Origin of the sequence: Nostoc sp. UHCC 0302 (assembly GCF_038096175.1) — a bacterium.
Taxonomy (GTDB): domain Bacteria; phylum Cyanobacteriota; class Cyanobacteriia; order Cyanobacteriales; family Nostocaceae; genus UHCC-0302.
In genome coordinates, this window is sequence record NZ_CP151099.1 from 994,073 (window position 1) to 1,010,104 (window position 16,032).

The window sequence follows — 16,032 nt, forward strand, 5'->3', positions numbered from 1 at the left end:
ACAAAAAGGGCTAGGATGCAGATAAAATAAGCCTCATAGCCCTTTCTCCTTGTTGATAATACTTGCGCTTATTAGGAGCTAGTGTCATTAACTCAACCACCAATTCATAAGAATTTTCCATGAAATCGACCCAGTTAGACCCCTTCGGGTTCGCAGTCGCCTGCGGAGGGAAACCCTCCCGCAGCGCTGTCTCACCCACCATATAATCCAACATAAAAACTGCTATGACGGCGAATTGTCCGCCCTGATTCTTTAATTCGACCGACATATTTTTGAACACCCATACGTTTAATTTTTTGACCAGATATAGTTGCAGCCGTATATGCAAGTGAGATTAATAATATTAAAGAAATTAGCCTTTGACCTGATACATTAGTATCTGGGAGCATCTCAGAATTGTTAGAACATATGAACTAGCAAGTGGAAATCAGAATCAGCGAAAATAAGGGAAGAAATTAATCCCCACCCAATAATGGAACCAGCTAATCAGAAAAAACTTCAGGAGCATCTACAAGCCATAGCCGAAATTCTATATCAAGAAACGGAAACTGAAGAATTAGAGAGTCTAACTGGAATTGAAAAAACAATCAGAGCACAGACTCTAGAGTATATTACGCCAGAATTAGGAGTTTTTTTCTCAAAGAAGCAACAGGAACTTCATCGGGAAGAGTAAAAATAATTAAAAGTATTCTCGGAGAATTACCAGTCAGTGAGAAACAAGCGCGAAAGTTAAAACTAAAAAATCATCAAAAAATCAGTCCTTACTTAGAGGAATGTTGTTTGAGAGCCAGTGCAAATGTCTCTTATGAAAATACAGCAAAAGATATTTATAAATATATTGGTATATCGCTCTCTGCTAGCACACAACAAAGAATAGTTCAGCGGTATGAATTTCCGGAAATAGAATGTGGACAACAACTCGAAGAAATTAGTGTAGATGGCGGTAAGGTGAGGCTTCGGACTGAAAAATGCATGAGATCCATGTATCTGGAAAGACTATAAAGCCATCTGCATCAACCAAGAAATAAAAGTAGCTAGATTAGGTGAAAATGAAGCTTTAATTGATTATGTAAATCAACAGCAGTTGGCAGACCCATTAACTTGCTTAGGTGATGGACATCCTGGGATTTGGAAAATAATTCGACAATTTAATTGTCCTGGAGAAAGACGCGAGATTTTAGATTGGTTTCATCTTGTTGAAAATCTACATAAAGTTGGTGGTTCTCTCAAACAACTCAAAGCTGCTGAAACTTTTCTTTGGCAAGGAAAGGTTGATGAAACACTCGTTCTCTTCTCTCCACTTAAAGCTAAAGCGGCTCAAAACTTTTGTCGGTATTTGTCAACCCATCGACATCGAATTGTGAACTATGACTATTATCAAACCGAAAATATTTGTTCTATTGGATAGGAGTGCTATCGAGTCTACTATTAAACAGATAGATCGGCGATTAAAAATCTCTGGAGCACAATGGAATGAATCTAATGTCTCTCAAGTCCTCATGCATCGCTGTGCTTATCTTAATGACAAGCTTTAAGTGCTGTTAGTTCTTTTGTTCTAACAAAGTTGATATGCTCCCAGCGAAAACGACTTAAAACTTTATCTAATTGCTATATTCCGATTCCAATACACTTAACAATTTCTCCTCCACAGCAATAAGATAAGTGCAATTCAACTTCCCCAACGACTGCAACAGATTTCTGACTGTCTCCTCCAGGGAGTCAGAATATATTCGAGCAAGGCGATTGCAAAGGAGCCGTATCTGCTCACATTCGGTAGGTAAGTGACTTCCAAATAATAAAATATCCATCGTTTTGCAGGGTCTTGAGCAGGGAGCAGGAGGAAAAATTAACGCTTCTTCTTCGCCACCGTACTAACTGCGAGTCGGGCTAATATATTGTCTATCCCCCTGCGTGATTGGGTCAGATAAATCGGGTCATTCCTCATAACAAAGAGGAAATTTGCAGCCAAAAGCATGGCTTCGATTTCAAAAACTACCTGAGCAACATCTGTTTTGGGATCTATCTCACCGCGAAGCAGTGCATCAAGGATACACTGCTTTAATAATGAAAGCCACTTGTCTAGCACCTCGACAACGCGATCGCGCGCTGGGCCGGGGCGTGTGTCTAGTTCTGCTGCGACTGCGGCAAAAAAACACCCACCCGGAAAAACCTTGCGTTCAAGATGAGAAAAAAACGAATTAGCCACTGCCTTAAGTCGCTCAGTTCCTGCGTGTGCTTTCATGGCAGGTTGAAGTACTTCATTATCAAAAATTACTGCTGCCGTTTCGATCGTCGCCAATTCCAGTTCTTCTTTGTCTTTGAAGTGCGCATATAGGCCACTCTTGCTCATTCCAACCTCAGCAGCTAGATCGCCAAGTGACAGGCCATTGAGTCCCTTTATCGTTACTAACTTTGCCGCAGTCAACAGAATAGTGGCGCGACTAGTCTGACCTTTTGAGGGACGAGACTCGCCACCTTCTGAACTGGTTTTTAATGACGAAATATTACTCATACCTTGACAATAACACGAACGGTCGTAATACTCAAAATAGTTAAGTGAAAAACGAACGGTCGTCTTTTTACTTAAAGTTCCAATTGTGGTTGGCATTGCCAACAGTATAAAAAATCCAGAATTGAGCACAATCAGGTCAAATTACCTGTCTATACAGACAAATCAAATTACCACATTTATTCGACATCATTGGAAAACTACAAAGAACTCTGGATAGCTTAAAGTTTTGATACCACCTGAAAGGGAAGAGATTGCATCACTGACTTATACATCATCTTTTTGCAAAGATACTAAGGAGAAATATCATGACAATACTGCTGGATGAGAAATTTGGAACACTGAAAACCAATGTGAAGGGTTATGTAGTGCTTCCTGATGAGCCGCGTTATGACGAAGTGCGCGAAATCTGGAATGCGATGATTGATCGGCGACCTGCTGTCATTGTGCAATGTGCAGAAACCTCGGACGTTGCCCAGGCGATCGCATTTGCGCGAGAGAACGGGCTGGAAATATCAATCAGGGGCGCTGGGCATAACATAGCAGGGAATGCGGTGTGTGATAATGGCCTAATGATCGATCTTTCAACTATGAATAACGTCCGTATAGATGCTCAGAAAAGGCGGGCGTATGTCGAACCCGGTGCAACACTTGGTGATTTTGATTCTTCAGCACAGATACATGGGTTAGCAACTCCAGTAGGAATTAATTCAACGACAGGTATCGCAGGTCTTACTCTAGGTGGCGGTTTCGGTTGGTTGACTCGTAAGTACGGACTGACGATCGACAATCTTATCTCTGCGGAAGTAATCACAGCAGACGGGAATAAAATACGAACAAGCGAAAACGAAAACGCTGACCTTTTCTGGGCGATTCGAGGTGGCGGCGGTAACTTTGGTATCATCACTGAGTTTGAATTCCATCTCCATCCTGTGGGGTCTGAAATATTAGCTGGGTTGATTGTTTTTCCATTTAGCCAAGCTAAACAGGTGCTGACAAAGTATCGCCAATTTGTTGAATCAGCTCCCGAAGAACTCAATGTGTGGGCAGTTATTCGCAAGGCTCCACCACTGCCTTTTCTTCCTGAGAGTGTGCATGGTAAAGAGGTTGTCGTACTACCTGTCTTTTATGTAGGCGATATTGTAGAGGGTGAGAAACTGATCGAACCTCTGCGTAGTTTTGGTGATGCTTATGGAGAACATATTGGTATTCAGCCATACGTACAATGGCAGCAAGCATTTGACCCCTTGCTGACAAGGGGTGCGAGGAACTACTGGAAATCTCATAATTTCACAGAGTTAGGCGATGGAGCATTAGATGCGCTCGTGGAATTTGCAGGCAAGTTACCCTCTCAAGAATGCGAAATCTTCATAGGATTCATTGCTGGGGCATCCAACCGTGTTTCGACGGATGCTATGGCATATTATCATCGAGATGCGAAGTTTGTGCTTAATGTGCATGGACGATGGCATGATGCAGCAGACGATGAGAAATGCATTGCGTGGGCGCGTGAGTTTTTCCAAGCTTCTGCGACCTATGCTTCTGCTGGTACCTATGTGAACTTCATGACCGAAGAAGAGAGCGATCGCGTCGCAGCAGCTTACGGATCTAACTATGATCGCTTGGTGCAGATCAAGAAGCGTTATGATCCTGAGAACATTTTCCATCTCAACCAGAACATCAAACCCTAAGCTAGCTTGGCTTTTATGGGTCTTTAAGATGTCTAATAACTCCTAAGAAACACATTCTGTAGTGTTGGAAATAGGGATAAGTTCTAAGCCAAAAACTTGAGCTTTTTTCTTTAGGTTTTTCAGCGTGCGCTCTCGATATTTTTGCTCGTAAGCATCTATAACGAAGGTGAGTATAGCGATCGCCAGATGTCCAAAGGCGATAAAAAATGCGTGCGAGTTTATGAACAGTAGCGGTAATTGGCTTTGGAGCACCCATCCGGGATTATATACGACGGTAGTCAGCACCTAAAGCAGAATGACTACGGCATAGGCTTTGTGCAGCCATACGCAAATCGATAATCTCCTGTTAAGGATGCAGCTATTTCTTCGACGCTAGCTTTAATACGTCCATCTTTAAAGCCAGTCAATTTGATGGGATTACGCTTTCCAGATACAATTACTCGAATTATACTCAAGCCAATAGTACCTGTAATATCACTAATGACACGATGTAATTGTATATTCATCTCCGTAAGAGCTTTTTGCATCCTTTGTATATGGTGTATATGGACGCAACCACTCTTAATCAAATTATCTCTTTGAGTGAAGATGCACACAAGCAATTATCACTCCTATACTATTACAAGAAGTCTGACTCGCTACGATCGCATTAGAAACCTATAGCAGCTGAGTATGGCAAAGCAGGACACTCCACTTACGGGAGAAGCGTTGATCAAGGAAGTTTGTCGGCGGATTCGGGTAGCCCGCAGCTATTGGGATGCCCACAATAACGCTGCCTGTCGAGGTGAGCGAGATCGTGCGTTAGCACTTTACAACACCCTGAGCAAGGAACAAAAAGAGAGAATTCCCCAAGCGTTACGGGTGTGGTTACGCTATCGCAGTGAGAAATACTTTGGCGCTCACCGAACGCCGCCTAAGTCGGTACGAAAATTAAAATAATTTCAATTGGTTCACCGCCCAAATATTCACAAGGGTAGGTTCGAGAAAGGATGTTACAACATCTGAGCGAAGACCACCAAATTGAAAATTTGTTAGTGGACTTAAACCGAATGGCACTAAGAAAAGGTCAAACCTCGTCAGGGCTCTTTGTTGGGGGTAGGGTTGCAGGTTTGTGTTTAAGACAATTAAATTTTAGTTGGGCGGCGGAGTTTAACATCTTCTTAATTCCCCACACCCCACACCCTACACCCCACACCCTCTCATCCAGTTATATCAAGGGTTTGTGCTTAACTTAGTGCCATTCGACTTAAACCCTTTTATACTCTTACGGAGAAGCAAGCTACATCCGCCAGTCGTACTCCCATTCAATTCTGAATTCTTGCTCACCTCGGCTGCGCTCGGCGACCACCGAGCGCAGTCGAGGTGCGACCACCTGACTCTGAGTTCTTTCTTCTAAATAAAAACAGCCACTTCAGTAGAAGTGGCTGTTTTTACAAACAAGAGATTGACTACAGAGTATTAGTAATCGTAGTCACCGCCGCCCATGCTAGCAGCACCAGGAGCGTTGTCGTTAGACTCAGGTTTGTCAACTACAATACATTCGGTTGTCAACACCATACCAGCGATGGAAGCAGCGTTTTGCAGAGCAGAACGAGTCACCTTGGCAGGATCAACAATACCAGCAGCCAACAAATCGACAAACTCGTTGGTTGCAGCGTTATAGCCTACATTAAATTCCTTCTCTTTGACACGTTCAGCAATGACCGCACCATTTTGACCGGCGTTTTCAGCAATCCGCTTTAGAGGCGCAGGCAAAGCACGAACTACAATCAATGCACCAGTCAACTCTTCACCTGTCAAGTTGCTGTTTGCCCACTCAGCAAGTTCAGGAGCGAGGTGAGCTAGAGTTGTACCACCACCAGGAACGATACCTTCTTCTACAGCAGCTTTGGTAGCGTTGATTGCATCTTCTAGGCGCAGTTTCTTGTCTTTCATTTCGGTTTCAGTGGCTGCACCGACTTTTACCACTGCAACACCACCAGCCAGTTTAGCAAGACGCTCTTGTAGTTTCTCTTGGTCGTAAGAAGATTCGGTTTCTTCAATTTGACGGCGAATCTGCTCGATTCTACCCTTAACAGCAGCTTCGTTACCTTCAGCAACAATGACGGTGCTGTCTTTGGTAATGGTGATGCGACGAGCTTTGCCCAGGCTATCGAGCTTGATATTGTCTAGCTTCAGACCAGCATCTTCGGTAATCAGTTGACCACCAGTCAATACAGCAATATCTTCTAGTAGAGCTTTGCGGCGATCGCCAAAGCCAGGAGCCTTAACAGCAGCTACATTCAGCACACCGCGCAAACGGTTAACCACCAAGGTTGCCAAAGCTTCTTTTTCAATGTCTTCGGCGATAATCACCAAAGGACGACCAGCACGAGCTACTTGTTCTAAGATTGGCACTAAGTCTTGTAACAAAGTGATTTTCTTATCGGTCAGCAGCAGGTAAGGCTCATCAAAAACCGCTTCCATCCGCTCAGTATTGGTGGCAAAGTATGGAGAGATATAGCCTTTATCAAAGCGCATCCCTTCGGTGATTTCCAATTCTGTAAACATAGATTTCCCTTCTTCTAGGGAAATTACGCCTTCCTTGCCCACCTTGTCCATTGCTTCGGCAATCATCTGACCGACTTCTTCGTCGTTACCAGCAGAGATTGCACCAACTTGAGCAATAGATTTAGAATCTTCTACAGGACGAGCGTGTTCAGCAATTTTCTCTACCAGAAAAGTCGTGGCTTTATCAATACCACGTTTGAGCAAAATCGCATTTGAACCAGCTGCAACGTTCCGCAAGCCTTCCTTGATAAGCGCGTGAGCTAAGACTATGGCGGTGGTAGTGCCATCACCCGCAGCGTCGTTAGTCTTAGAAGCAGCTTGACGAATCAGAGCCACACCAGTGTTTTCAATGTGGTCTTCTAATTCGATTTCTTTAGCGATGGTTACACCGTCATTCACAATCTGCGGTGCGCCAAATTTCTTTTCTAGAACTACGTTACGACCTCTGGGGCCAAGGGTAACAGCTACGGCCTCAGCCAGAATATCAATGCCACGTTCTAAGGCGCGACGGGCGTTTTCATTGTAGATAATGCGCTTTGCCATATATGTCCAAATAAGCGATTGAGTCAATTTTGTATGTAGCTAGGAATTGGGGATTAGGATTTGGGCATTGTTCCCGTGTGCCATAACCCACATACCTTTAGATGACGACTGCTAAAATATCCTTTTCAGCAAGTAGTACGTATTCTTCGGTGCCAAGCTTAATGTCAGTACCACCGTACTTGGAGTACAACACCTTATCGCCGACTTTAATGTCTAATTCTTGACGGCTACCGTCGTCATTACGCTTGCCAGGGCCAAGAGCAACTACTTCTCCTACCTGGGGCTTTTCCTGGGCGTTATCAGGTAAATACAGACCACCTGCGGTTTTTTCTTCAGGGGCGCTTACTTTTACAAAAATGCGATCGCCTAAAGGTTTAACTGTAGAAACGCTTAGAGATACAGCTGCCATATTAAATTCTCCATAAATTTAATTTATCTAGAGTTTAGCACTCTCAACTCCTGAGTGCTAATTTATCTGTATTTGATGTGTAATAGCAATAGTTTATTGAGTACGGTTTCCCGCACTAAAGAGCAAGCAGGCTAGTTTACTAAAGTATGAGTAGATAATTATTTCCGGCTTTTACCTTTAGACATCCTTTTCCGTGTTTCAGTGAGCAACACCTTAGAAAAAAGACAATTAATTTTTAATAATCGGTACTAAATAAAGTGGCAATAGTAATTAAATATAGCCATAAAGTCAATGTGTAACGGCTACCTTTCCTGCTTTTTAGCCAGAATCAGAAAATAACGCGGCACAGCTTTAACTTCATAAGGCTGCAACTGAACAGCATAGCGACCGTAATTTACTCTCATCGGGAGTAACGCGATTTGATGAGAGTAACCATTTTTCGAGATTATTAATATAAATAACAAGAGACGCACTCAAGTGCGTCTCTTGAAATCTGCCAAATCTAATTTATACCTGAGCAATTTTGTCAATCTGCCAACTCTGAGAAATCATGGCTGGTGCTAAGTCAGTTTGGCTGATAGGGGCGGGTTTCATGTCCCGGTAGTCCAGTAGTTGGACTAAGATCAGGTAGGCGATCGCTAAAATAACAGAAATCGCGCCTGTAATAATGGCAACTATTTTTGAGCGGTTCATAAGTATTTCCTGTAATACAAGTTATTGTGCTGTGCCTATATCCACATTGCCACAGCCTCTGCAAGTAAAACATCGCTAGGGAATTTTTCGGTCAAAATATCATAATCAAGGTGTTGACCCTTGTGCTGTCGTCGCCATTGCTTTCAAAAACCTCGCAGAAAATCATCCAGAAGCTGAGTTAGAAATTGTGGCAATGGAGAACGCGGTAATGATAAATTCCTGCTCAGAGCCAAAACCACAGCAGGTAGCGATAAATCTCAACTAAGTTAGGATAATTTTTGTTCGGTAATCTTGTTTAAGTAGGAGACACAATACAATATAATACTCTCACTGTGAGTGAAACAAAGCAGCCGATTTTATTTGAAATTGCTTTGCTCGCAATGACACGATTTATTTTCATTTTCCTACTTATCCCTGGAATATTCCCCTGGTTGCGGCCTACTGTGTAGATACATCTCTGCAATCCAAAACGTTATTCCATCACTATAAATTAACGCCACTTGCTACCCGTCAGTAAGCCGCGTAAAGCACGCCTACAGGCGTCTACAAGCTGGGGAACCCTTTAAAAGGTAGGGCTGTTTCGTTTCCTTAAAGGCTTATTGTCTAATTATTAAATTACCTTCAAGTGTTACGTGTTTATTGCATCTGCTTAATTGTCCTTTCTCATAAAAGTAGTCGGAAGAATCGCATCTCCTCTTACTGTTAAACGCCAGATGCTGCCCTCCGGGTTCGGGACGCTTATTCTCTGCGACCCCAACACCTCTACAAGCCAGGGATTGCCACAAGGGAAAGAACCTCGCATTAGCCTAGCCTAGGCTAACCCTCCGCTGAGATTTCTCTTTGCAGAACTGCTCCAATTTACTGCCTCCTCGCCCCAGCAGATCCTTATGGCTGCTTCTTAAGCAATCTTTTAAGTACGGAAAACCGTATTTGGATTTTAGTTCACAAAGATTAATTTAATTGTTAAGTTAAGTTACATAAATTAAAAAGGGTCGCAAACATTGTTAACTAGGAAAACACATAAAAAGTGGTAATATCCTGGACGCTGACGACAAACTGAATAACTTTGTGATTGGTTTTGCCACTGCCTCTTGGAGCGGCGATCGCCTACGTCCAGTGGGTACGCCATAGGACTGCAAATGTACGTCACACAAGAGCCTCAGTTGGGTTTGACTGAGTATCTCAAAAAACTCAATCGTCGCTAGTCGATGATTGGATTTGTCTTTCTCATAATTCTGTAAATCCTGACTGGTCGTAGTGCAACTACGTTTTTGACCAGTTTCTAATTAAAATTCTCAAGCTTCGTCAAAAATAAAACATATTTAACATTATTTAACATTACTATGACAGCTAGAAACCAATTAGTTCATTTTTTAGAAGAAGAGTTAGGTGTTCCTGACGGAGTGATTACCTTTGCCTTGCGACATTGTGAGCAAACACCCAACTATTTAGCCATAACTCTTTGGCAGTATGGGCTAGTGACACTAGATCAGTTAGCTCAAATTTTTGATTGGCTAGAGGGGGCTGGGGATTGGGAGAGTGGGGGAGTGGGGGAGTGGGGGAGATGAGGGAGAAATAACTCTTGACTCCTGACTCCTATACAGACGCGTAGACGCTCGAAGAGCGGCTTCTCGTAAGAGTATAATCGCGTCTCTCGGCACTCTCAATGCCCAATGCCCTATTTGCAGTTTTAACTCTAAAGATTGGTAACATAAATGACAATTAAAGAACAGCCTAAGCCACCTCGGTCTCGGATTATTGCCAACGTATTACTGGCTGTATCAGGGTTATTTTTGCTCTTAAATTTCTTTTTGCCTAATTTATTTGCTTCTGGCCCTGCTGGCGTTCCCTACAGCCTATTTATTCATCAAGTACAGGAAGGAGAAGTCAACCGTGTTTCTGTTGGTCAAAACCAGATACGCTACGAGTTAAAAACAGAGAACTCTGAGCCTGGCCAAGTGTTTGTGACTACACCCATCTTTGATTTAGAGTTGCCCAAGCTGCTTGAATCAAAAGGAGTTGAATTCGCCGCAGCACCTCCACCCAAGGGCAGTTGGTTGACAACCGTCATAGGTTGGGTGATTCCGCCGCTGATTTTTGTTGCTATTTGGCAGTTCTTTATCGCCCGTGGCGGTGGTGGTGGCCCGCAAGGAGTATTATCGATTGGTAAGAGCAAAGCTAAGGTTTACGTTGAAGGTGAATCAGCTAAAATTACCTTCGCAGATGTGGCTGGAGTAGAAGAAGCTAAGACTGAGTTAGTAGAAATCGTAGACTTCCTCAAGACTCCGGCACGCTTTACCCAAATCGGAGCCAAGATTCCTAAAGGTGTACTGTTGATAGGGCCTCCTGGTACAGGTAAAACGCTTTTAGCTAAAGCCGTAGCAGGAGAAGCCGGTGTTCCATTCTTCAGTATTTCTGGTTCGGAATTTGTGGAACTATTTGTTGGAGTGGGTTCTTCTAGAGTGCGGGATTTGTTTGAGCAGGCGAAGAAGCAGGCTCCTTGTATTGTATTTATTGATGAACTAGATGCGATCGGCAAGTCTCGTAGCAGTAATGGCTTCTATGGTGGTAACGATGAGCGCGAACAGACTCTCAACCAGTTACTAACGGAGATGGATGGGTTTGCTGCTGGGGATGCAACGGTGATTGTGTTGGCAGCTACCAACCGCCCGGAAACCCTTGACCCGGCATTGCTACGTCCAGGTCGCTTTGACCGCCAAGTGTTGGTAGACCGTCCTGATTTATCTGGACGTGAGGCAATTCTCAAGATTCACGCTCAAAAGGTGAAACTAGGAGATGATGTAAATTTAAAAGCGATCGCTACTCGTACTCCTGGTTTTGCTGGGGCAGATTTAGCAAACTTGGTGAATGAAGCTGCATTATTAGCAGCACGCAATCAACGTAAAATGGTTGCTCAAGAAGACTTTAATGAAGCAATTGAGCGAGTCGTAGCAGGTTTAGAGAAGAAGAGTCGAGTGATGAACGAGACTGAGAAAAAGATTGTTGCCTACCATGAAGTTGGTCATGCAATGGTCGGTGCATTAATCCCAGGAAGTGGTCGTGTGGAAAAGATTTCGATTATTCCCCGTGGGATGGCAGCTTTGGGCTACACTTTGCAATTACCCACCGAAGACCGCTTTTTGATGAATGAAACAGAACTGCGGGGTCAAATTGCTACCTTGCTGGGAGGACGTTCTGCTGAGGAGATTGTGTTTAACAGTATTACAACAGGTGCTGCTAACGATTTGCAACGGGCAACAGATTTAGCAGAACGGATGGTAACCACTTACGGGATGAGTAAAGTCTTGGGGCCACTGGCTTATCAACAAGGACAACAAGCAATGTTCCTCGGCAATGGTGGTACTAATCCCCGGCGGTCGATGAGTGAAGATACAGCCAAAGCCATTGATAGCGAAGTCAAGGAAATTGTGGAAACAGCCCACGAACAAGCCCTGGAGATCCTCAAAAATAATCGAGACTTGCTAGAAACGATCGCCACTGAACTTTTGCAAACAGAAGTTATTGAAGGCGAGAAACTGCACAGTCTGCTGAGTCAAGTTAAACCGTTAACCGAGCTAGCTGCTGGCTCCTTTGCATCTTAACTTGATCTTGGTAGGCGAGCGTTGATTACATAACCAGCGGAATCCAACACAATGGTTCCGCTTTTATCTGTAGTCTCAATAACTAATTGAGCTAAGCAACTGTCAGTAGACCTAAAAGTTCTGCGATCGCTCCGTGATTGATATCTGAAAAACTGATTGTCGTCGAAAAAACCATATTCTTAGATACAGTTTTTAGAAAAATCCTTGACTAACTTTAAATAAGTAAAACTAATTAATCAGCTAGAAAGTTAAGGGTTAGGCTCCCACCAGAATCCCACCAGAATATAGTTCTGGTACTGTGGTATGCAATTTTTGTAAAGTATGGAGGTAAAAACGCAAAATTTTTGATTTTGAGGATAATTTAGTTTTGCTATGACTGCAACACAGCCAGTTTTAACTAATAGTAAAACCTTAAATGAAGTAGTTAACTGTTTAACAGAACATATTTCAATTCAGACTCAAGGTATTTGCTTCGATTATTGTTTTCCGAGAGTGACACAACAGGGCTAAATAACTCTTGATGGAGCATAAGCAATATTCCGCCACCAGTATCAAAAGCTAACAAAAACCCATAAAGTGAGCTAAAAGCTCATTTTTTCATTCAAGTCACACTTATAAAGCTAGTTTGGGCTTCATTTGGGGTTAATTTTTGTCTAAGTGCCGATAGTGACAATTTCTTTTTGAGTCCGATAATCTTGCACAGTCACAAGTTGCCAACTGGAATCTTGTGAAAGTTCCAAAACCCATTGATGATAATCAAACAGGCTTTCCCGATGGCCAACACTGATAAATGTTGTTTTTGTCTTTTGTAACTGTTGATATAACCTTCCTTCATTTTCCAAATCTAAAGCACTTGTTGCTTCATCCAATATAGTAAAGCTAGGATGAGTAACTAACAGTCTTGCGAAAGCAAGACGTTGTTGTTCTCCTATCGATAATATATTCTCCCAAGAAACTTCTGTATCAAAGCCATCGACGCGGGTAAGTAAGTTTTGTAGGTTGACCTGTTGCAAAACTTCTTTGAGTTCTGCATCAGTCATTTGACGACTGGTGTTAGGATAGAGCAATTGTTCCCGCAAAGTTCCCAAAATTATGTAAGGACGTTGGGGTAAAAATAAAACTTCTTCTAATGGAGGTCGCACTAAACGGCCAGTTCCGGCGTTCCACAAACCAGCGATCGCTCGCAATAAAGAACTTTTACCTCGACCGCTTGGCCCAACAATCAATAAACCTTCTCCCGGTTGAACAGATAGGGATAAGTCTTCGACGATTACCTGTTCATAGTTGGGCGTTTGTAAAGTAACATTCTCAAAAGCAAGACGATTCTCTTCTATAATTTTAATCGTACTAACATTCTCTGGTTCTTTGGTAACAGCTTTTAACGCATCTGAAAACTCAGCTAAACGCTCAACATAACTCGAAAATCGCCCAGAAGTTCCAAATTCATTGATTAATTCTGCCATAGCATTAGCAAACAAACCAGTAGCTAAACTGGCTTGGCCAACTTGTCCGAAATCAATTTCACCATTAATATATAATGGGCCAAGTACTAGAAACGGAAATATTTGGATAATAGCCTGATATCCTCTGTTAAAAATTTCCTTACCTCTTTCCCAATTAATCTTGCGTTCAATATTTTTTAGGAGATTACTGAATCGGCGCTGAATTATATTTGATTCTTGGTTTTCTCCTTGAAAAAAAGCTATCGATTCAGCGTGATTACGAACATGAGTTAAGGAATAATTATATTCAGCTTTAAGTTCAAGTTCCTCTTGATTAATCTTATTCAACTCTTGAGTTAAGTAAATAGCAATCAAATTTCCTATAACCGTATAAACAAGCATAACTACAGCGATCTGTTGGGAAATTGACCAAACAATTACTAAAAAAGCCGTCATTTCCAGCACTTTTTCTAAGAAAGTAGCTGAAAAAGTTAGAGCATTATTGGTAATGGGTTCAATTTCTTGGGATATACGTTGATCTGGGTTATCAATATCAGATTTAAAGTTAATTCTATAATAAGCACGTTTACTCAAATATTTTGATAATGTGCGATTATTTAGCCATTTGTACCAATCAAGAGCAATTTTTTTTCTGACAAATTTAGAAAATCCTACCAAGAAGGTTACGCAGATCAGGCTAACGCCATAAACTGACAAGGTTTGAGTAAACTTAGTAATATCTTTCTCTTCAATGATGACATTGACTAAATAGTTACTAATGAAGGTATTGAAGGCAGCTACGCCCACAAGTGCGATTATTAATAAGATCAAGAGAATAAGCATCCCCCATGCGCGAATCACGTCTGAAAATGCTCTGTCTCCTGGCTCTGTTGGATACCAATAAGGCCCTGCGATCGCTCTAACATTCTCCCAAAATTGATTAAAAGCCGAAAATGGCGAAGTAGTATCTTTTAAGGCTTGATTGCGAAGAACTTGGGCTTGCATATTTTATAATAAGTACGTCGAAAATTTTCTATTACTGTATCACTGAAGTCAAGGCAAATATAGCCTGAAAATATTATTGGATAAGCTTTTTAGCTATTGCTTTTTTAGAAATCATCCTTGCCTAGTTTGCTTTGAGTTAGATAAAGATGGCACAAACTGGAACTAAAGAATAAGGGTTTGAGTAAGATATCCTCTCAGACCTTCGGCAAAGCTGAGGTCGTTATAGCTGCGATGCCTGCGGCGGGCCTAGCCAACGCAACTTCATCAATCACATCAGGTAGTTCATCTTCCACAAGTCGTAGGCGAGGGTAGAAGTAGGCAATACAAGTTGCTGAAATAGTCAAAATTCCCATGATGATGCACAGAAGTCCCATACCACGACCTGTGCCGACACCAATAATTTGTCCGATACTACCTGCCAAAAAACCATCAGTAGCCATTAAGGGTTCAAACACCTTTTCTGCCAAAGGCCCTATCGTAATATAGCCTAGAGGTAAACCTACAGCTTCGATCGCTCCTTTAATAGAAAAGACTCTACCCTGCACTAATGGTTCTACTTTCGACTGAAAAATAGCTTGGGTTGAACTAGCAATTATTGGTCGGATCAAAAAGAATAAGAAGATGCCGACAATGAAAACAAAAATAGAAGCTTGCAAACCGGCAACGATAAGAAACACACCCGTGAGCAGCATACAGCTATATATCGTATTTATGTTACGCTCTAGACCTCCCCAGATACCAATCAGTAAACCCCCTGCTAAAATAGCAACGCCAAAGAGCGAAAGAATAGTCCCTAAAACTGTTACGGGAGCAAAAGATAAAACCAGAGGTATAGTTATAACCTGAACACATCCTATGAGAAAAAGGCTATAAGCTGAGATGATTAACACTCCTAGTAGTCCTGGTCGAGCCAATAAATAGGTTAATCCATAAGTTGTTTCTTTAAGAAAAGAACTTTCCTCAATTGCAACAGCAGGAGTGCTGGATTTAGGAAACTGAACCAGCAACAAAAGAGTAATACTCAAAAATACGGTAGTTAAATGCAGCACAATAATCCCTTGCAGAGAAATCATCCCTAGTAAGATACCTCCTAAAGGTGGTGCAACAAGCCGCGCCGTACCATTCATGAAACTCAGCATTCCATTCGCACGACCAAGGTGCTGTTTTGGTACTAGTAGGGTTATGGAAGCGATGAAAGCGGGTATCTGAAAAGCCATAAAGATAGCACTGAAGGTATTGGCTAAGTAAATGTGCCACACTTCCAATCGACCAATGATAAATAAAGCACCGATCGCCACTGTTGCTAAAGTTGCAAATAAATCGCTGAGAATCATTGTCCATCTCCGATCCCACCGATCCACTAATAACCCAGCTACAGGTGCAAGTAAGATTAGAGGTAAAGTATTGGAAAGGGTAATAAGAGCAAATTGGGTGACAGAACCTGTATGTTCGTAAACCCAAACATCCAAAGCAAATGCGGTGATGCTGCTACCAATAGATGCAATGAGCTGTCCCACCCAAACGATGATAAACAGTTTCATCTCACGGAAAATAGTTAGTGGCGTTTTTTCTATAATTGCTAACACGA

The 16,032-nt window shown here is 42.2% G+C and carries 13 protein-coding genes and 2 pseudogenes; 5 read left to right on the forward strand and 10 right to left on the reverse strand.

Annotated features, from left to right (window positions below; translation table 11 throughout):
• Positions 1-10: 10 nt before the first annotated feature.
• Positions 11-386, reverse strand: a pseudogene (locus tag WKK05_RS04105) (hypothetical protein); the annotation flags it as partial.
• 86 nt (positions 387-472) lie between these two features.
• On the opposite strand from WKK05_RS04105, the pseudogene WKK05_RS04110 reads away from it, so the two are divergent.
• Positions 473-1,535 (forward strand): annotated as a pseudogene (locus WKK05_RS04110) (ISKra4 family transposase).
• A 311-nt stretch (positions 1,536-1,846) separates the two neighbouring features.
• On the opposite strand, the gene WKK05_RS04115 reads toward WKK05_RS04110, so the two are convergent.
• A complete protein-coding gene (locus tag WKK05_RS04115) occupies positions 1,847-2,608 on the reverse strand; it encodes a TetR/AcrR family transcriptional regulator (protein WP_341528516.1) in 762 nt (253 codons plus the stop codon).
• A gap of 320 nt (positions 2,609-2,928) precedes the next feature.
• Between WKK05_RS04115 and WKK05_RS04120 the strand changes: the two genes are divergently transcribed.
• On the forward strand, positions 2,929-4,200 hold the full coding sequence (locus WKK05_RS04120) for an FAD-binding oxidoreductase (protein WP_341531017.1): 1,272 nt from the start codon (positions 2,929-2,931) through the stop codon (positions 4,198-4,200).
• Positions 4,201-4,242: 42 nt separating this feature from the next.
• Here the strand turns inward: WKK05_RS04120 and WKK05_RS04125 are convergent, their stop codons facing one another.
• Entirely contained in the window at positions 4,243-4,452 is a 210-nt protein-coding gene (locus tag WKK05_RS04125) for a hypothetical protein (protein ID WP_341528517.1), read from the reverse strand.
• Between the two features lie 47 nt (positions 4,453-4,499).
• Positions 4,500-4,727: a hypothetical protein gene (locus WKK05_RS04130; RefSeq protein WP_341528518.1), complete on the reverse strand. Its 228-nt coding sequence runs from the start codon at positions 4,725-4,727 to the stop codon at positions 4,500-4,502.
• Positions 4,728-4,872: 145 nt separating this feature from the next.
• Between WKK05_RS04130 and WKK05_RS04135 the strand changes: the two genes are divergently transcribed.
• Positions 4,873-5,139 (forward strand): Precorrin-3B methylase, encoded by a 267-nt coding sequence (locus tag WKK05_RS04135; protein ID WP_341528519.1) that lies wholly within the window; start codon positions 4,873-4,875, stop codon positions 5,137-5,139.
• Between the two features lie 519 nt (positions 5,140-5,658).
• Here the strand turns inward: WKK05_RS04135 and groL are convergent.
• The 4 genes from groL to WKK05_RS04155 form a co-directional block, all read right to left on the reverse strand.
• Positions 5,659-7,293 (reverse strand): chaperonin GroEL, encoded by a 1,635-nt coding sequence (gene groL, locus WKK05_RS04140; RefSeq protein ID WP_341528520.1) that lies wholly within the window; start codon positions 7,291-7,293, stop codon positions 5,659-5,661.
• A 97-nt stretch (positions 7,294-7,390) separates the two neighbouring features.
• Positions 7,391-7,702, reverse strand: a complete 312-nt coding sequence (groES, locus tag WKK05_RS04145) for a co-chaperone GroES (protein WP_341528521.1) — start codon at positions 7,700-7,702, stop codon at positions 7,391-7,393.
• A 507-nt stretch (positions 7,703-8,209) separates the two neighbouring features.
• Positions 8,210-8,395 (reverse strand): hypothetical protein, encoded by a 186-nt coding sequence (locus WKK05_RS04150; protein ID WP_341528522.1) that lies wholly within the window; start codon positions 8,393-8,395, stop codon positions 8,210-8,212.
• Positions 8,396-9,377: 982 nt separating this feature from the next.
• Positions 9,378-9,524, reverse strand: coding sequence for a hypothetical protein (locus tag WKK05_RS04155; RefSeq protein WP_341528523.1), 147 nt, complete (start codon positions 9,522-9,524; stop codon positions 9,378-9,380).
• Positions 9,525-9,738: 214 nt separating this feature from the next.
• Between WKK05_RS04155 and WKK05_RS04160 the strand changes: the two genes are divergently transcribed.
• Entirely contained in the window at positions 9,739-9,963 is a 225-nt protein-coding gene (locus WKK05_RS04160) for a DUF2949 domain-containing protein (RefSeq protein ID WP_341528524.1), read from the forward strand.
• 147 nt (positions 9,964-10,110) lie between these two features.
• Positions 10,111-11,997, forward strand: coding sequence for an ATP-dependent zinc metalloprotease FtsH4 (ftsH4, locus tag WKK05_RS04165; protein WP_341528525.1), 1,887 nt, complete (start codon positions 10,111-10,113; stop codon positions 11,995-11,997).
• A 653-nt stretch (positions 11,998-12,650) separates the two neighbouring features.
• Here the strand turns inward: ftsH4 and WKK05_RS04170 are convergent.
• Entirely contained in the window at positions 12,651-14,444 is a 1,794-nt protein-coding gene (locus WKK05_RS04170) for an ATP-binding cassette domain-containing protein (RefSeq protein ID WP_341528526.1), read from the reverse strand.
• 194 nt (positions 14,445-14,638) lie between these two features.
• Positions 14,639-16,030, reverse strand: coding sequence for an MFS transporter (locus tag WKK05_RS04175; RefSeq protein ID WP_341528527.1), 1,392 nt, complete (start codon positions 16,028-16,030; stop codon positions 14,639-14,641).
• Positions 16,031-16,032 lie beyond the last annotated feature (2 nt).